Genomic DNA, 16,256 nt, shown 5'->3' with positions numbered 1-16,256 from the left:
TCTGGGTCGGTTCTAGAGGTGGGGCCACGGCGGCCAGCTGTGTCAAAATGCTTGAGTGTACGCGGCTAAGGCGCCTGGATGTCATGCCCGTCGAAATCGGTCAGCGGCACAAGTCCGGTGGTGTTCTGAGCGGGAGAGAGCACGGCCCCCAAAGGATCACGGATGGTATCTAGAGCGGGCCGGTGGAAGGTCGCACGCCCCGAGCTTGCGCCAGATAGCAAACCGTCATGGCACCTGTGACGGTGCCAGTCCATATCTTCCAACCCACAGCTTCGGGCGATCGAAGCGACAGACATTTCCCACGGCACAAAGGTGCCCGTATGCGGTAGGCCTAACGTCATCGGCGTCTTGCCTTGATGGATTTCAACGGCGGTCACGCGATGAGCTCCGGCATGTCGATGCCTGCAGCGTTCACGATGTCACCCGAGGCAATCATCACGGCGGCGCGTTCCAGATCGGGCGCGAGATAGCGGTCCTCGCCCAGCGCGGCCACGTCTTGGCGCACCCGAGCAACCACCCGTTGCAACGTATCGCTTGTAGCGAGCGGTGCGCGAAAGTCGATGCCTTGCGCGGCGCAGAGCAATTCCACACCAAGAATACGTGCGAGATTTTCGTTCATTGCCCCCAAACGGCGTGCGCCATGGGCGGCCATGCTCACGTGATCTTCCTGATTGGCAGAGGTGGGTGTGCTATCGGTGACGCAGGGATTTGCCAGATGTTTGTTTTCGCTCATCAGGGCGGCCGTTGTGACCTCGGCAATCATATAACCACTGTTCAGCCCCGGATTTGGCGTAAGGAACGGTGGTAGATTGAAACTGAGCACCGGGTCCACGATCAGAGCAACGCGGCGTTGCGCAATCGCCCCAATCTCGGCAATCGCGAGCGCGATCATATCGGCGGCAAATCCGACAGGTTCGGCGTGAAAGTTGCCCCCCGATACGATCAAATCCGCCTCGATCAAAACCAGCGGATTATCAGTGGCGGCATTCGCCTCGATCCCCAGGGTTCGGGCCGCCATGCGCAGCACATCCATCGCCGCCCCCGTCACCTGTGGCTGGCAGCGGATGCAATAGGGGTCTTGAACCCGCGCATCCCCCACGATGTGGCTCTCGCGGATTTCGGATCCGGCCAGCAAGGCGCGCATGGTCTCTGCGGCCTGTATCTGGCCGGGATGGCCTCGCAGGGCGTGGATTTCCGGCTGCAATGGCGCGGTAGACCCCATGATGGCGTCAGTCGACAAGGCCGATGTGACCAGTGCCGAATGGGCCGCGCGCCATGCGCCGAAAAGGCCCGCAAGCGCAAAGGCCGTCGAGAATTGGGTGCCATTAATCAAGGCCAGCCCTTCTTTGGGGCCAAGCACAAGAGGAGCAATACCAGCTGCGGCCAAAGCTTCGGCACCGGGCAATATCTTACCCAGATACTCGGCCTGGCCATGACCCATCATGACAGCCGCCATATGCGCAAGCGGAGCCAGATCCCCCGAGGCACCAACAGAGCCTTGCGCCGGGATCACAGGCGTCACGCCCTTGGCCAGCATCTCCTCAATCTGTGCCACAACCTCTAACCGCACCCCCGAGGCACCGCGCCCCAAGCTGAGCAATTTGAGAGCCATCAACAGGCGCGTCTCGCGTCGTGAAATCGCAGGGCCAACACCGCAGCAATGGGACAAGATCAGGTTGCGCTGCAGGGTTGTGGTATCTTTGCTCGCAATCTTGACCGAGGCAAGTTTGCCAAACCCGGTATTAACACCGTATACCGCATCTGTCCCTGCAACAGCCTTGGCGATCCGCGCATGAGCGCGCTCGATCGCTGAGTGGCTGGCCGGATCAAGCCGGACCGAGGCTTCGTTCCAATAGATGTCAGCGAGATGATCCAAGGTAACAGCGCCGGGGGTGAGGGTGAGTGTGGTCACAACGTCCCTCCGAAAATGCGGGAGTGAAGGGGATTAAAGCCGATGCGATACGAGAGTTCGGCAGGGTGTTTGATGTTCCAAACTGCCATGTCGGCGCGCTTTCCGACGGCGAGGGTGCCCGCGTCGGATAGCCCCAAAGCCCGCGCAGCGTTTTGAGTGACGCCGCGCAGAGCTTCTTCGGGGGTCATCCGAAACAAGGTGCAGCCCATGTTGAGCGTCAGCAGCAACGAATTTAATGGGGAGGAACCGGGGTTGATGTCTGTTGCCAAGGCCATAGGCACCCCATGTTTGCGCAACAGGGCGATAGGCGGGGCTTGGGTCTCTCGCAATGTATAGAATGCACCGGGCAGGATGACGGCAACCGTCCCAGCTTGCGCCAATGCTTCTACGCCGGCCTCATCCAGATATTCGATATGATCGGCTGACAGCGCTCCATAGCCCGCCGCCAGTTTCGCGCCGCCAATGTTTGAAAGTTGCTCTGCATGCAGCTTGACAGGCAGGCCCAAGCTGGACGCCACATGAAAGACCCGAGCAATCTGAGCAGGCTGGAACGCGATCCCCTCACAAAAACCGTCGACAGCGTCGACCAATGCTTCGGCATAGGCGGCACGCAAGGCAGGGATGCAGACCTCATCTATATAAGCATCGTCCCGACCCGCGTAGTCCGCAGGTGTGGCATGCGCCCCGAGAAACGTAGTTTTGACCCGAACGGGCCGCTTGTGGCCGATCGCGCGGGCCACACGCAACATGCGCAATTCGGTTTCGATATCAAGACCGTAGCCGGATTTGATTTCGATGCAGGTGACACCTTCGGCGATCAAAACGTCGACACGGGCAAGTGCGGTGGTCAACAATTCTTCGTCGGAGGCCGCACGCGTGGCCTTTACCGTCGATACAATTCCGCCACCCGCACGCGCGACCTCTTCATAGCTCGCTCCGTTGAGGCGCATCTCGAACTCGACAGCGCGGTTGCCACCGTGGACGATATGGGTGTGGCAATCAATCAAACCCGGTGTCACGACGCGCCCACCAAGGTCAATCTGGGGAAACGAGTTATAAAGCGATGGTAAGGCCTCACGTGAGCCGAGCCAGTCAATCAACCCATAGACAACGACAACTGCTGCATCCTCGATCCAGCCATACTTAGGGCCTGAGTCGCAAAGGCTTGCGAGATTCAAATTCACAAAAACTTTGCCATTTTCCGTCATTTCGGGCCACCGCTGCTGAAATTTCACTTTAATGGTATGTATAGTTGTGTTTTATGTCTATACATAAAAACCGAGGGACGTGAAATGATTTTTGCACGACGAGCCATGCTTGCAACGGGGTGGGCCAGCAATGTCCGTTTGGACGTGTCGCATGGTCGGATCACCGCGCTCGAAACAGATCAAAAAACCAAGCAAGGCGATACCACGGTCGATACGCTATTGCCCGCGCTGGCAAACTTGCACAGCCACAGCTTCCAGCGTGCGATGGCGGGGATGACCGAATTCCGGATGGCGGGCAAAGACAGCTTTTGGACATGGCGTGATCTGATGTACCGTTTCACTGCGCATCTGACGCCAGAGCATGTCGAGGCGATTGCGGCGTTTGTCTTTCTGGAAATGCAGGAAGCGGGTTACGCCAGCGTCGGCGAGTTTCACTATCTACATCATCAGCCCGGCGGCATGCCCTACGAGGATCTCGGCGAACTTTCGGCCCGCATTGCAGCGGCTGCCGCAGCTACAGGGATCGGGCTGACCCACCTGCCAGTGCTCTATACATACGGGGGGGCTGGTCAGATGGCACTGACAGCGGAGCAGGCGCGTTTTGGCAACTCTGTGGATCGCTTTAACGACCTTGTCGCGCGGGCCAGAGGCGCCATTGCTGATCTGCCAAAGGATTGTCGCGTGGGTATTGCGCCACATTCCTTGCGGGCCACCTCACCTGATGATCTCAAGACGGTTCTTGCGGCCCATGAAGCGGGGCCGGTTCACATTCACATCGCGGAACAACCCCAAGAAGTGGCAGATATCCAAGCAGTGCTTGGGGCACGGCCTGTTGAGTGGTTGTTGGCGAATGCAGAGGTCAACGCGGACTGGTGCCTGATCCACGCCACCCACATGACGGATGCAGAGACCGCGAACATGGCAAGGTCTGGCGCTGTTGCAGGGCTTTGCCCGATCACAGAGGCAAATCTGGGCGATGGCCCCTTTAACGGGCCAGCCTATCTGAATGCAGGCGGGGCGTTTGGAGTGGGCTCGGATTCAAATGTGCTGATTTCGCTCACCGAAGAGTTGCGCACCTTGGAATATTCCCAACGCCTGCGCGACATCGCGCGCAATGTCTTGGTTGTGGGAGAAGGCTCGGTGGGGGAAACCCTCTACTGCGGGGCTGCGAAAGGCGGTGCGCAGGCTTTGGGGCGTGGCACCGGCGATATCTCGGTCGGAGCATGGGCGGATTTGGTGGCGGTTGATAGTGAAGCGCCTGCGTTATGCGCCTTGAAGGAACATCAACTGCTGGATGGCTTGGTCTTTGCCGCCAAAGACGAGATAGTAACAGATGTCTGGTCAGCGGGGCGTCATGCGGTCAAACAGGGCAAACACATCCACCGCGATGCGATCACCGCCGCCTATCGCTCTGCGATGCAAAGCCTGATGGCCTTGCTTTGATCCAGATAGGTCAGGCGGATTTCTAACAGCGCGGCGTCTTCTGTCAGTGTCAGCGCCACGTTTGGCGTTGTGACAAACACGGTGTCGCCTGTGGCAACCGCCACCCCATCAATCTCGGGTGCCCCACTAAGGACATGAAGCACCATGAGCCCGTGATCGGGGCGGGTGAGATCACCAATCAGCGGCCCACGCCGCGTCAAAACCTCTCCTTCACATGATTGCGGATCAAACATGAGGTTTAGATCGGTAAGCGGCCCATTGGCCAAACGGGCATAAACTTTCAGCCCCCCGTCAAAGCGGATCGGCTCCCAAGTGCGGGCCTCGATAGACGAGGTCGGTGTATCCAGTGTCATAGTCCCGCCAGAGACCACGGTCAGAATGCGCACCATACCCGCGAAATCGGAAAACGGACCGTCCTGAGAAACATCAGCGCGGCTGAGTGTCCATGCGGGCTGGTCAAGATACAGGCCCTTCGCGATGCTGCGCGTGACGCCGCCACCGTTCTTCCATGGGACATCAATCAAAGCGCCGAATTTCAAAGTTTGCATGAAAAACCTCTCTCTCTGTCACTCAACAGCACGCATAACCGCGCCCTGCCCTCTTCATAAATGATGTAACACATCTCATTAAGTCTAGACATTAAATCTCAACGGACGCCTTTTGAGGCCTGACAAAAGCGCGCGTCCGATCACATGGCGAAAGGGTCAGAAACTTTGGCCCATACGAGCGGCAATCACAAAACCACGTGGTGACCACACCGGCGCGCCAAAGGCCCGGATACATTCTCATCCTCTTCAGAGAACCACCCTAGTTTGCGGCGAGACGTGGTGAAACCAACGAAGATATGGAAGCGTCGATGATTGTTTGAAGCGTCTCGCGGTTCGGCGAGGTCTTGGCAAAGACGTTCAGACCCTGTGCAATGCACAGAAGATATTTTGCCTGGCTCTCGGGGTGTTCAAAGGAATCGCGCTTCAATGCCTCGCGAAAGGCGATTTCCAGGCGGGTCAGATGATCCAACATGAGCTGGGCAACGTCGTCGTCCACCTCTTTCAGCTCGACGAAGGCGTTTGTTCCCAAGCATCCCCAACGCCGGTTTCCGTTGACGATACCGTTCGCGATAAAGTCGAAATAGGCGCGAATTCCGTCTAGGCCGCATGGGTTGGTTTCCAGCAATTCAAGGCCCGGACGGTTCATACTGTCCAGATACCGCCGGATGACAGCTAGAAACAGCCCATGCTTGCTGCCGAATGCCGCATAAACACTTCCGGGGTTTAGCCCCATCGCATCACAGACGTCCTGAATTGACGCACCAGAATAGCCACGACGCCAGAAAACTTCGATCGCGCCATCAAGCACTTTTTTTTCATCGAACTCTCTATGACGGCCCATTCCGATACCAGATTTCCCAATGCTTTTGCTTAGATGTATACACTATCTATGGCAAAGCGAGCGGATGGTATAGAGGGCGGACCTACCAAGGTTTGATCTGAGCGGTTCGCGGGCCGGTAAAACAGGACGGGTCCCTGCAAGGCCATAGCGCATGTTCCAACCCGTCACAGCTTGGGTCTTGCCATGGTCGCCTATCCGCGAATGGCCAACTGGCAACGTCCCAGAAACCACGCGCGGCACCCTCATTGATCACTTTGCCCCTATGCCCTCAACGACGCGGGTGCCGCAGCTTTGTCCGCCCGGTCGATAAGTCCTGCCAGATCATTCAACGATTTCAGTCGGTAATCAGGCTCCATCCCAAAGCTTTCCATCTGCATGCGCAGCAGTTTGAACATCGTTGTCGGGCCAACCACCGCGGCAGAAGAAATTTCCTCTGCCAACGCCTCGGGGGTTACGCGTTCAATCCAGGCAACCCGAAAGCCGAAATTCTTGGCGGCGCAGGCATCAAAAGCGTTGGATGACACGAAAATCGTATTCTCCGGCTTAACCTTCAGGACAGCCTCCACCAACTCGTAGGCATCTTTGTGCGGCTTGAAGATACCGGCCTTGTCGATGCTGATGACGGATTGCAGTTTTGCATCGAGCCCAGAGTTTGAGACCAGAGCATCAAGTATCTCTTGGTTGCCGTTCGACAGGATAGCGAGCGGCACGCCTTCCAGCGCATCAAGGGCCGTCAGGCAATCGACATGCGGATCAAGATGCAGGTATTTGTCCATTATCCGGTCGCGCACGGCCTTTTCGGCTGTCACACCGATGGCGTTCAGCGTATAGTTTAGCGACTCTTCGGTGATCTCCCAAAAGCTGCGATAGCTGCCCATCATCGAGCGAAGCCATGTGTATTCCAACTGCTTAAGCCGCCAGACCTGGGTGATCAGCTCGCCGTGCTCGGGGAATTCCTGATTGGTGATCTGCGAGACAGATTGAACGTCAAAGAGTGTTCCGTAGGCGTCAAAGACAAAAGCGTCGATAGTCATGTTCGTTTCTCCTGATAGTGGGATTGCTGTTCTAGAGGGCCAGAAAGGCGAAGCTGGCAAGAAATACCGATGCAGCCGAGACTGCGCCCGCCGCGCGTAGGAATGACCAGTGCAAATCTGCGGACAGCCCCCGTGTCAGCGCATGCAGAAATAAAGCCATAGAGATGAGAGAGATCGTCGCAGCGATTGCGGTGTGGCCGGGGGCGCCGTTGATCCAGAAGGCGGCGGCAGGCGCCCCGACCCAGAGTGCCAGCGACGACGCAGACACAAGGGTCATCAGGCGCAACAGTGGCACCCGCCCGCCAAAGGCCCGCGTCATTGCCCATATGACAACGGTGAACCCCAACCAGAGCAACAGAGTTTGTGCCATGCCACCCAGCGCGACGTAAAAGAGCGCCTCGCTCTTTGCGACGCCCAGCGCCTCGACCTGTTCGCTATGCGCAAGAAATGTGGCAAAGCTCCACAAGAGCCCCGCCGTCGGCAGACCCAACACGGCCTGCCAACGGCTTTCTGTAAAGATCGTGGCGTTTACCACGGCACCAAGCCCCACAGCAGAATGGGCGCCCACAGTGCGGCCAGGATCAACAACCATTCGCTGCTGTCATAGCGGGTACGGGTCACCTGTGCCCAGCCATGCATTTTTTCGACTAGCTCCTGCGCCGTATACCTCTCTTGTGCGGCCACCTCGCCTTTCAACTTTTCGGCGGCCAACGACACCAAGATCGTCAGGATGAACCCGACCGGAACAGAAATCAGCGCGGTTGCGAAGCCGAGCTTGGCGACCAGACCAGTGCCAACCGAGAAATCGGGCAGGACGTAAGGCGACAGCAAGATATAGGTGGCGCCAGACACCAGGCTGCCCGTGAAAGCCCCCCAAGAGTTGATGCGCGTAGACCACACACCCAAGACCACCATTGGGGTGATTGCCGTGGCGCACATCCCGAAGGCCCAGAAAATCGAGGTAATCAAAAACGCAGGTGGATCGAGCGACACCAGAAGCGACACCACTCCAGTACCTGCAAGGGCCAAGTAACCGTAACGTAGCTGTTTTGCCTCGGTGAGGTGTGGACGCAGAACGCCGACGATGTCATGGCCGACCACCGTCGCCACGCCAATCATCAGGCCAGCAATGGTCGAAACTCCGGCGGCTAGGACACCCGCGATGACAAAGGCTGAAACCCAATCGGGATTGTACGCCAGATTCAACAGCAACGTGGTCTTGTCCGCCGCCTCAGGCGTTAGTTCCTGCCCAATCAATGCAAAGTGATACACACCTGCAAAGCCCAAGGCATAAGTGCCCAGAAACATCAATCCAACCCAGAGACAGAACCAAGGGACCACCCGACGGGCCGACTTGATGTTCTCCGAGGTCAGCACTCGCTGTGCCAACTGCGGAAGTCCAAGCGTTCCGATTGTTAGTGCAACGAACAACGCCACATAGAAACGGGCCTCGAATTTGAGGTCGAAGAACGTCGGGATGCGTTCCAGCAAGGTATCGGTGAGGCTACCGTATCCCAATGGCGGAAACCAGAAACCGGGCACGCCCATCGCCTTGAGGATCGCGGCAAGAGGTACGAGCAGGGCGATCATCATGATCACCATCTGGATTGCATCGTTATATGTCGCGCCCTTCATTCCCCCGATTGTGATGTAACCCGTGATCACCAGCGCCGACAGGATCAAAGACGGAGTATATGGCAGCCCAAGCAGAACCTCGAACACCTTGGCGATGCCTATGAACTGACCGACCATATACATCAGCATGATCAACAGCATCCAGCCAGCGGCCAGAAAGGCAGTGCTGCGCCCGTATCGCGTCTGGACAAAGTGTACTGAAGTGAACACTTCCATCCGGTACAGCGACGCGCCGTATAGCATCACAAGTAGAGGAACGCTCAGGATCAGTTGCACCCACATGTAAACGAACGGCAGATGTAACTGTTGGATCAGGGCCACCACGCCCAAGAAGGTTGCTACGCTCATCCATGTGGATGACGCAGCCAGTGAGTTGACGAAGGGGCCAATGGAACGGCCTGCCAAGTAAAGGTCTGTCGCGTTGGCTGTTTTCTTTTTGCTGAAGAGCGCGACAGCATAATACAGGCCGAACACGGCAGACGTGATCCCCAAACCAAGCCATATATTTTGAAGTTGCCAATCTGCCGGGGTCATTTTGTGCCCTCCGTCAGGGCAAGCGCGTCTGGACCTTTACCTTGCACACCAGATCCTTCGAGACCTGTTTCTCGGCTATGAAAAAATCCGGCGTTTTCGGCTTCAATCTCGTCCTCTAGCTGGTTTGCATAGCGACACCAAACCATCGACCACAGCAGCACGCCGAGCGAACCAAGTGTGATGGCGATGAAGTAATGGATTGGCAGCCCAAGTATCCGGACACTGTTATCCGTGCCCAACATGACCGCCCAAAGACCCGTATGCCCGAGCAGGACATAAACGATGCCGAACCCGACGGTAGATCGTATTTCTTTCCTGTAAGCGTTCAAAAGAAGCTCCTCCCTCTTTCCGGTTGCAGGAACCGCCCTGATCTCCTCAACAGCGCGATTTCCTTTGAAGACAGCGCATCAAGAACGCCATGACTCGGAACGTTAGATTTTCTTGAATTTAAATTCAAGAAAAATAGAGCCGTGTTTTACGGCCAGTTTTGACCCCAACGACACGCGTGATCTGATCTTTGCGCTGGCCATCAACGCGCCTGCAATTGGCGGGGGATTGGGTGCCCACTTGGGAAGACTGGGAACAAGCCTGCGGCGGCGTGTCGAAACCATGAATTCTCTCGAAAGTGCCTTGGTCCCCGGCCTGAGCCGACTGTGATAGAGGGGCGATCCGCGCAGTTCGTCGAGCGTCGCCTTGACGGGCAGTCATCCGGTTCCCTCGCCCCATGCCCGCCTATGCCGTCTGGGCGTAGCATCGGTTTGCCCTGAGCTTACGCAATGTCTGGGAATTGTTTTTGGAACAGGCCGCAATCGTGTCGCCTGAACGCATCTGGATGTGGGGCCAGCGGTTCAGAACGCAGATTGCGACCAAGGATCGTTGCGTTCGCCCATGTCCTGCAGAAAGCTGAGGTGCCGGGCGTGGGCACACCAGATCTGCGATACTCAGTCCGCCGATACCGCGGCAATGAAGTCCTCTGCCACTTCAAGGTAGCGGTCGATGTCGGCCTCTGTATGCACAAAGGACACTTGGGGGCCCGCGCTTGCGATAGCCTCCCAGATCCCTCGATTGGCCATGAAGACGCGCCGAGCGTCGCTGAAAGCCTGATCGAGCGATGGAAGAGCTTCGTCCAGATTGCGCGGAAGCTCGGGCGCTAGGCAAAAGCCCGAGCGCGGGCCGTAACGGAAGGCCCGCCATGGCAGGCCATGCGTGGTAATGATGCGTTCGATTCCGTCCGCCAACCGTGCACCGAGCACCGCCACACGTGCATAGGCGGCTTCGGTCAGGATATCCTCAAGCACCGCGCGCGCCGCAGCCAGCGTGATGGCACTGCCATAGGTCGTACCTCCAATGGCAAGGCCGCGCACTTGGGCCACGTCCACATCCCGGTGCCGTTCGACAAACCCGCCCAGTTCTGCCGTCATCCCATAGGCCCCAAGCGGCATCCCCGAGCCCAATCCCTTGCCAAGCGTCACAAAATCCGCAGATAGGCCATGCGCCCGGATAAGGCCCCCATAGGCAAATTGCCAACTGTGCGTTTCATCCAACGCAAAGAGCGCGCCCGCCGCTTTTGCCAGCCGGTAAGCCTCTTCCAGAAAACCGGGCTCTGGCAATACGAGCGAACAGTTAGTGAGTGCGGGCTCGGTCAGAATAAGCGCGACATCACCGTCCTGCAGTGCCCGCGCCAGCGCCGGAATATCGTTGAACGGCACGTTGACCGTATCTGCCGTCGCCCTTGCCGAGATGCCCATGCCATCAGGGGCGGCATCGGCATTCGCGCCCGGCGCGCCGCCTTCGGCCATCGTGGGCTCGATATGGCCGTGATACTTGCCTTCGAATAGCACGATCTTTTGCCGGCCAGTAAAGGCCCGCGCGATCCGGATAACCTCAGTATTGGCGGCCGAGGCGCTGAGCGTGTATTGCCACATCGGCAGGCCGACACGGTTGCGCAGCAACTGCGAGACGGCAATTGCATCTTCGGTCGGCAGAAGAAACTGCATGCCGCGCGCGGCTTGCCGTGCAATCCTGCGGGTGACCGCGTTTTCGCCATGTCCGATGGTGTTGCTAAGATCCGCGTGATTGAAGTCGAGATAGGTGTTGCCATCGACATCGCGAAAGCAGCTTCCAAATCCTTCGGCAACAAAGATCGGTCGATGTCGATAAAGCCCCGCCATCCAAGCCATCGGAACCCCATCCGGCATCACGCCACGAGCGGTTTCAAGTAGGGCAGCTGAGCCTGCCGTACGCGATGCGAAAGCCGCGGATTCCCGTGTGAGGATTTCGGCCAGCCTTGATTCATTCAGCCGTCCCGGCATCCGCAGCTCCTGTATGACATGCATCTCTCAGGCATCTAGCCTGTGGCCATGACAAACATCAACTGTCTGTTGAACGGGGTGGTTTACTGCTCGATGGGCGCACATCTGTCTGGTCGAAACGGGGTTGCAGCCGGGACAAACTATGCGGATTGCGCCCCCTCAAGAACTGGGCCCGCGTGCCGTGATGATCGGCGTCCACTCTCCACCCGCACGAACGGCGGGAAGGAGGCAATGTTGTGGTGTTAAACTGAGCGTTCGTTTCTGATCCCGCAGGTGTTTTTCCTGCGGAAGGGCGCGGTGCACTCACCCCGAGCGGAAGGATATCGTTTACAATTGGCAAAGCGACGCCGGCTCAGATCTGCGTCTAGGGCATGTGCTTGACGGTGACCGCCCCTTTCAGTGGCGGTTATCCGGCTTGAGCTAACCCTAGCGTTCTTGCGTCTCCAACCGGGAAACTGATCAAGCAATCTGTGCCACACATGATACCACGTGCTGCCTTGCTTCCAGCAAAGGCGTCTCGTCCCCCGTCGTCAGAGACAGGACCATGGCGCCCTGGAAAAGCGCGACAACGAGGTTCGGGGTAAGTGTGGTCTTGTTCCCGGCCAAGGCTTTGCTGAGCCAATCCCGTAGCCGGTTGTAGAATGCTCGCACCGCATCAGAGGTTCCTTCCGGCAGGTGCGTGGCAATTGAACCAAGAACAGCACAGAGGCAGGTCGAACTTTCTACGCGATACGCCTCAATGTATCCATCAGCGAGGCGCAACAAGCGGTCGCTTGCGGTCTCGGACGGATCGTCGGGTGCGCCCAGTGAGTCTATGAACCTGTTGGCGTAGCGGCTTGTGACTTCGGCGCCCAACTCCGCCTTTGTGGGGAAGTGGTAGTGAATTGAAGCGCTCTTTACCCCGATAGCCTCGGCAATGTCGCGAAAGCTGACCCCATCAAAGCCGTTCTTGCGAATTTCGCGCTCAGCATAATCAAGGATTTGCTCGGCTCTACTCTTAAACATGTCTTTGGGTCCCTTTTGTACCTATCACTAGATAGCGATCATAGAAGCTGGTGCAAGACTACAATTAAACCCATCAGTAGATAGCGGCTCACCTTGGTTTAGGGATGCGCGTCATCGTGAAGCGACAGGGTAGATATGAAAAAGGTGATGCCCAGCGAATTGCCTGAGAAGCAATTTGCCCACCATGTCTGCGGGGCTGAACCGCCGCTGATCGCAGAGATCTCGACACCGGATTGACTGGGCCAAAAGCACTGCGCTCTGAACTATTAAAGGGCTTGTGCACTGAGACCGCTCCAGCGTCGTCTCAGGGGCAATCACAGGCGGACCCCGCTTTGTAGTAATCCGCACAATTAGATCTTGTGCCAAATCAGGGCCGGAAAGATCCACCTCGTGACATGCCAAAGGGGTCGACTGAGGCCTGCTGCATCCCATTCCGACCGATTCATGACCCACATCTTCGAAAGTGGAAGAAAGGGACTGACCAAGGCCAGCCCCTGCCCCTGCCACAAGGGCAAGGGGTCGATCGGTTGGCATTACTCAGACCGCTGGCGGCTGTGCGTAAACAAGATGCCCTGTCTTCATCCAAAGCTTTGCGCCGTTCGCACCTGCAACCGCATGCAGTGACCCGCCGTCAGGAAGCCGGAGCCACGACCCTGTGTGCAGCTCGTTTCCGTTTTCGGTGATTTCCCCACCAATCACGAGCAATTCCAGCCCGCCCTCTGCATCGAGAGCAAGCGACGCGCCCGCGTCAAGATGACGATAGGTGACTGTTTCGCGCGCGTCCTCGTGCAGGATCGCGGTGGCGACCCCATCGACCGGAGCGGCAAGTTCATCCGCCATGTTTTTCCGGAACTGGTTGCGGTCATTCATGTCGAATTGCCAGAGCTTGACGAAGATTGTGCAACCCGGCTCGGACCCTGGGGTATGTTGCGTTGTAGGAGGATTGCGGACATAGGTCCCTGCGGGGAAGTCGCCGTGCTCATCCTGGAAAACACCATCGAGCACGATGAACTCTTCACCACCAGTATGGGTGTGGGCAGAGAACTTGCTGCCCGGCGCATACCGAACGATGGTCGTGGCGCGGGCCACTTCACCACCGATCCGGTCGAGCATACGCCGGTCAACGCCTTTCATGGGCGAGGCCTGCCACTCAAGCGCATTGGAGTGCACAACAACGCGTTTAGAGAAATCTGCATTCAGTTCCATCTGTGAGTTCCTTTGTGCTTGAGTTGCAGAGGGAGTTACGCCGCGATACTGGGCCGCGCGTTCATCTTCTTGCGCCACGCAGCGAGATTGGTAAGGTTAGCAGGGATCTCAATTTTGGCGAAGTCGGCAAATGCCAGCCCAGCGAAAACCGTGATGTCAGCCATCGAGAATTTGTCACCGGCAACATAGGCGTTTTTGCTCAGGACTTCGTCTAGATACGCCATGGTGTTCGTCGCGACGTCGCGCTGCTTCAGGCCCCAATCTTTATTCTGGTAGACTTCGAGTTTGGGACCAAGGCCGGGGGTAGCGTGATGAAAGTAGTTCCCCACGGCGTTCAACAGCCCGGTTTCGGCGCGGATATTCATCATCGAGATAACTGCGCGTTCCCGGTGGTTTTCGCCTGTCAGAGAGGGGCCATTTTCGAATTCGCCGTCAATGTACTCGATAATCGCGTTGCACTGTGAGATTCGCGTGCCATCATCGAGTTCGAGGCAAGGTACGGCCGCATCCGGGTTGATCTTCTTGAATGCCTCGGTGCGATGTTCACCGCCCATCACGTCGACCGGGATGAATGAGACATTTTCAAAAGCGCCTTTCTCGGCAAGTGCGATCCGAACGCGGGCGGGGTTCGGGAAACCTTCAACATCATAGATCTTCATGGGACATCCTTTCCAAGGGTTTTGTTTTCGTGATGACTATCTATCAGTAGATAGTCTAAGCAGGAAGAGGGTTTTCCGTTCATCTTGAAAGAGATCACGCGTTAGTGATCGGAACTCTTGGGATCACCGCCAATCAGGCGCTTTTGCGCGAAACCGACTATAAAGCGTGTCTAGACTGCGACCGAGAGCGCTTTTTGCGCAGCCCTCTTAGCAGCTTGACCGTCGGTGTTCTGCCTGGCCCGTGTTACAAGATGGGGTGTTCTGCAGGCCCGGAACCCACTGCCGCCAAGGGAATATCCCCAAAGTGGCGGAGCCATGCACGGCGAAATCCCGCTGTGGTTCCATAGCCCACACTCCGCGCCGCCACGGGAATCGAAGCGCCTTGGATCAGGGCGATATGGGCAAGGCCCAACCGCCACCGCGTTACATAGGCCAGCGGGCTGGTCCCAAGACAATCGCTGAAATCCGCCATGAACCGGGATCGCGACATGCCAGCCTCTGCCGATAGCATTTCGACGGTCCAAGGCCGGGCTGGGGCAGCGTGGATGGCAATCAGCGCGCGATGCAGGCGCGGGTGTGACAGGCCAGCCAGCAACCCAGGGTCCGGCGGACCTGCGTCAATGGCACGGCGCAGCACCAGAACCAGCATCGCCTCGAACAGGCGGGCCATAGCAAGTTGCGATCCGCAACGCCCGGATTGCGCTTCGGCAACCAGCACATCGGCCAAGGCCGCAAGACCGGGGCAGTTTTCTCTGGCAACTGCCAGACGGGCGGGGCTGCCATGCAGCACCTGCGCCAAAGGCAGGGCACACTCAAGGCGGGTTGCGACCAAGGCACCGGGTTCCGGCGTGTTGGGGGGGCGGGTGAACAGCACCAGTAAAGTCGAGGTCAATACCAGCGCTGCCCGTGGATCATCCGCCGCGCAAGGCGTGGCGACGGGCCGCAATGCAGACATCAGCGAAGAAAGCCGATCCTGCCGCAGAATGGGACGATCGGAAACAAAATTGGGCACATCGACAGTCATGAATCCCATAATGCATCATGCAACATCCCCCTGCAATGGAAGATACAATGCTCATTCCCCGCCAGACCGCTCCCGCACTGACCGTTCCTACGCTTGATCACGGCCCTTTCAATCTGGCAACCGCTACACCGCAGCGCGGCACGGTCATCTGCTTTTACCGGGGCCTGCACTGCCCGATCTGCGCCACCTATCTGACTGAACTGGACAAACAAACCCCGGCCTTTGCCGAGCGCGGCATCGAGACGATTGCCATCAGCGCGGACGGCGCTGATCGTGCCCGCGCGATGGCCGACAAGATCGGCGCAACCGCGCTGCGCTTTGGCCATGATCTGCCCTTGCCCGTGGCGCGGGACTGGGGCCTCTATATCTCGACCTCGCGGGGCAAGACCTCTATCGGGATCGAAGAGCCTGCGCTGTTTTCGGAACCGGGGCTGTTCATTGTCAACACAGACCAGTCCATCTATTACCTGTCGGTGCAGTCGATGCCCTTTGTGCGTCCCAGCTTTCGCGAATTACTTGGGGCGATCGATTTTGCGATCGAAAAGAACTACCCAGCGCGGGGCGAATACACAGGCAGTCTTGGGACAGCCTAAGCGACTGAACCGACCGGGCGCATCTTGTGTTCAAAGGACGCCGCGACGAGGGCAAGCCCAAGCTCGAGGACCTCAAGCTCGCTTTGTGTGATGTTCAATGGCGGCAGGAACACCGGATCGCTCATGATGTATCCGACCCCACGCTCGCCAACAATCGGAACACCGGCACCGGCCAATGTTTCGATATCGCGGTAGATCGTCCTGAGAGAGACCCCCATCCGATCCGCGATTTGCTCGCCTGTGTGGAGTTTCCCGTCTCGAAAGACCTGATTGATGTCAAACAGGCGATCGGCGCGCCTCAT

At 57.8% G+C, this 16,256-nt stretch carries 17 protein-coding genes; 2 read left to right on the top strand and 15 right to left on the bottom strand.

Annotated features, from left to right (window positions below; translation table 11 throughout):
- Nucleotides 1-65 precede the first annotated feature (65 nt).
- Genes RAK1035_RS20165 through hutI form a run of 3 tightly spaced genes read right to left on the bottom strand, consistent with a single transcriptional unit; the run spans nucleotide 66 to nucleotide 3,120 of the window.
- On the bottom strand, nucleotides 66-377 hold the full coding sequence (locus RAK1035_RS20165; protein WP_157132439.1) for an N-formylglutamate amidohydrolase: 312 nt from the start codon (nucleotides 375-377) through the stop codon (nucleotides 66-68).
- Nucleotides 374-1,912: a histidine ammonia-lyase gene (gene hutH, locus RAK1035_RS07685; protein ID WP_008283109.1), complete on the bottom strand. Its 1,539-nt coding sequence runs from the start codon at nucleotides 1,910-1,912 to the stop codon at nucleotides 374-376. Before hutH ends, RAK1035_RS20165 begins: the two co-directional genes overlap by 4 nt.
- Nucleotides 1,909-3,120, bottom strand: a complete 1,212-nt coding sequence (gene hutI, locus RAK1035_RS07680; RefSeq protein WP_037298916.1) for an imidazolonepropionase — start codon at nucleotides 3,118-3,120, stop codon at nucleotides 1,909-1,911. Before hutI ends, hutH begins: the two co-directional genes overlap by 4 nt.
- Before the next feature lie 84 nt (nucleotides 3,121-3,204).
- Here hutI and RAK1035_RS07675 point away from each other — a divergent pair, with 84 nt between their 5' ends.
- A complete protein-coding gene (locus RAK1035_RS07675; protein WP_037298913.1) occupies nucleotides 3,205-4,563 on the top strand; it encodes a formimidoylglutamate deiminase in 1,359 nt (452 codons plus the stop codon).
- Here the strand turns inward: RAK1035_RS07675 and RAK1035_RS07670 are convergent.
- The 11 genes from RAK1035_RS07670 to RAK1035_RS07620 form a co-directional block, all read right to left on the bottom strand.
- Complete coding sequence (locus RAK1035_RS07670) at nucleotides 4,524-5,111, bottom strand: HutD/Ves family protein (protein WP_008283106.1); 588 nt, start codon at nucleotides 5,109-5,111, stop codon at nucleotides 4,524-4,526. The genes RAK1035_RS07675 and RAK1035_RS07670 overlap by 40 nt on opposite strands.
- Before the next feature lie 259 nt (nucleotides 5,112-5,370).
- The gene (locus RAK1035_RS07665; protein ID WP_008283105.1) at nucleotides 5,371-5,952 is read right to left on the bottom strand and encodes a TetR/AcrR family transcriptional regulator; all 582 of its coding nucleotides are present in this window, start codon (nucleotides 5,950-5,952) and stop codon (nucleotides 5,371-5,373) included.
- Between the two features lie 260 nt (nucleotides 5,953-6,212).
- Complete coding sequence (locus RAK1035_RS07660; protein ID WP_008283104.1) at nucleotides 6,213-6,986, bottom strand: haloacid dehalogenase type II; 774 nt, start codon at nucleotides 6,984-6,986, stop codon at nucleotides 6,213-6,215.
- A gap of 31 nt (nucleotides 6,987-7,017) precedes the next feature.
- Entirely contained in the window at nucleotides 7,018-7,578 is a 561-nt protein-coding gene (locus RAK1035_RS07655; RefSeq protein ID WP_037298911.1) for a hypothetical protein, read from the bottom strand.
- On the bottom strand, nucleotides 7,515-9,155 hold the full coding sequence (locus RAK1035_RS07650) for a sodium:solute symporter family protein (protein WP_008283102.1): 1,641 nt from the start codon (nucleotides 9,153-9,155) through the stop codon (nucleotides 7,515-7,517). The genes RAK1035_RS07655 and RAK1035_RS07650 overlap by 64 nt, the downstream gene beginning before the upstream one ends.
- Nucleotides 9,152-9,484, bottom strand: coding sequence for a hypothetical protein (locus RAK1035_RS07645; protein WP_037298908.1), 333 nt, complete (start codon nucleotides 9,482-9,484; stop codon nucleotides 9,152-9,154). The genes RAK1035_RS07650 and RAK1035_RS07645 overlap by 4 nt, the downstream gene beginning before the upstream one ends.
- 612 nt (nucleotides 9,485-10,096) lie before the next feature.
- Nucleotides 10,097-11,335 (bottom strand): aminotransferase class III-fold pyridoxal phosphate-dependent enzyme, encoded by a 1,239-nt coding sequence (locus RAK1035_RS07640; protein WP_157132438.1) that lies wholly within the window; start codon nucleotides 11,333-11,335, stop codon nucleotides 10,097-10,099.
- 591 nt (nucleotides 11,336-11,926) lie between these two features.
- A complete protein-coding gene (locus RAK1035_RS07635) occupies nucleotides 11,927-12,472 on the bottom strand; it encodes a TetR/AcrR family transcriptional regulator (protein WP_008283099.1) in 546 nt (181 codons plus the stop codon).
- Between the two features lie 537 nt (nucleotides 12,473-13,009).
- Nucleotides 13,010-13,678: a cupin domain-containing protein gene (locus RAK1035_RS07630; protein ID WP_008283097.1), complete on the bottom strand. Its 669-nt coding sequence runs from the start codon at nucleotides 13,676-13,678 to the stop codon at nucleotides 13,010-13,012.
- Nucleotides 13,679-13,713: 35 nt separating this feature from the next.
- Nucleotides 13,714-14,337 carry a glutathione S-transferase family protein gene (locus RAK1035_RS07625; protein ID WP_008283096.1) on the bottom strand — a complete coding sequence of 208 codons (624 nt, stop codon included), beginning with the start codon at nucleotides 14,335-14,337 and terminating at the stop codon, nucleotides 13,714-13,716.
- Nucleotides 14,338-14,581: 244 nt separating this feature from the next.
- Nucleotides 14,582-15,370: a helix-turn-helix domain-containing protein gene (locus tag RAK1035_RS07620; RefSeq protein ID WP_008283095.1), complete on the bottom strand. Its 789-nt coding sequence runs from the start codon at nucleotides 15,368-15,370 to the stop codon at nucleotides 14,582-14,584.
- A gap of 38 nt (nucleotides 15,371-15,408) precedes the next feature.
- Here RAK1035_RS07620 and RAK1035_RS07615 point away from each other — a divergent pair, with 38 nt between their 5' ends.
- Entirely contained in the window at nucleotides 15,409-15,954 is a 546-nt protein-coding gene (locus tag RAK1035_RS07615; RefSeq protein WP_037298940.1) for a peroxiredoxin-like family protein, read from the top strand.
- Here RAK1035_RS07615 and RAK1035_RS07610 read toward each other — a convergent pair.
- Nucleotides 15,951-16,256 carry a helix-turn-helix transcriptional regulator gene (locus RAK1035_RS07610; protein ID WP_008283093.1) on the bottom strand — a complete coding sequence of 102 codons (306 nt, stop codon included), beginning with the start codon at nucleotides 16,254-16,256 and terminating at the stop codon, nucleotides 15,951-15,953. The two genes, RAK1035_RS07615 and RAK1035_RS07610, sit on opposite strands and share 4 nt — an antisense overlap.

Source organism: Roseovarius sp. AK1035 (assembly GCF_003288315.1).
In the GTDB taxonomy this organism is placed as follows: Bacteria; Pseudomonadota; Alphaproteobacteria; order Rhodobacterales; family Rhodobacteraceae; genus Roseovarius; species Roseovarius mucosus_A.
The sequence above is the reverse complement of the archived record's forward strand: the minus strand, read 5'-3'. Positions and strand labels throughout refer to the sequence as shown.

Excerpts from the sequence above, each read along its gene's own strand:
- hutI (WP_037298916.1), bottom strand. The coding sequence starts at position 3,120 with ATGACGGAAAATGGCAAAGTTTTTGTGAATTTGAATCTCGCAAGCCTT.
- RAK1035_RS07675 (WP_037298913.1), top strand. The coding sequence starts at position 3,205 with ATGATTTTTGCACGACGAGCCATGCTTGCAACGGGGTGGGCCAGCAAT.
- RAK1035_RS07670 (WP_008283106.1), bottom strand. The coding sequence starts at position 5,111 with ATGCAAACTTTGAAATTCGGCGCTTTGATTGATGTCCCATGGAAGAAC.
- RAK1035_RS07665 (WP_008283105.1), bottom strand. The coding sequence starts at position 5,952 with ATGGGCCGTCATAGAGAGTTCGATGAAAAAAAAGTGCTTGATGGCGCG.
- RAK1035_RS07660 (WP_008283104.1), bottom strand. The coding sequence starts at position 6,986 with ATGACTATCGACGCTTTTGTCTTTGACGCCTACGGAACACTCTTTGAC.
- RAK1035_RS07655 (WP_037298911.1), bottom strand. The coding sequence starts at position 7,578 with ATGGTTGTTGATCCTGGCCGCACTGTGGGCGCCCATTCTGCTGTGGGG.
- RAK1035_RS07650 (WP_008283102.1), bottom strand. The coding sequence starts at position 9,155 with ATGACCCCGGCAGATTGGCAACTTCAAAATATATGGCTTGGTTTGGGG.
- RAK1035_RS07640 (WP_157132438.1), bottom strand. The coding sequence starts at position 11,335 with ATGGCTTGGATGGCGGGGCTTTATCGACATCGACCGATCTTTGTTGCC.
- RAK1035_RS07635 (WP_008283099.1), bottom strand. The coding sequence starts at position 12,472 with ATGTTTAAGAGTAGAGCCGAGCAAATCCTTGATTATGCTGAGCGCGAA.
- RAK1035_RS07630 (WP_008283097.1), bottom strand. The coding sequence starts at position 13,678 with ATGGAACTGAATGCAGATTTCTCTAAACGCGTTGTTGTGCACTCCAAT.
- RAK1035_RS07625 (WP_008283096.1), bottom strand. The coding sequence starts at position 14,337 with ATGAAGATCTATGATGTTGAAGGTTTCCCGAACCCCGCCCGCGTTCGG.
- RAK1035_RS07620 (WP_008283095.1), bottom strand. The coding sequence starts at position 15,370 with ATGGGATTCATGACTGTCGATGTGCCCAATTTTGTTTCCGATCGTCCC.
- RAK1035_RS07615 (WP_037298940.1), top strand. The coding sequence starts at position 15,409 with ATGCTCATTCCCCGCCAGACCGCTCCCGCACTGACCGTTCCTACGCTT.
- RAK1035_RS07610 (WP_008283093.1), bottom strand. The coding sequence starts at position 16,256 with ATGAGGCGCGCCGATCGCCTGTTTGACATCAATCAGGTCTTTCGAGAC.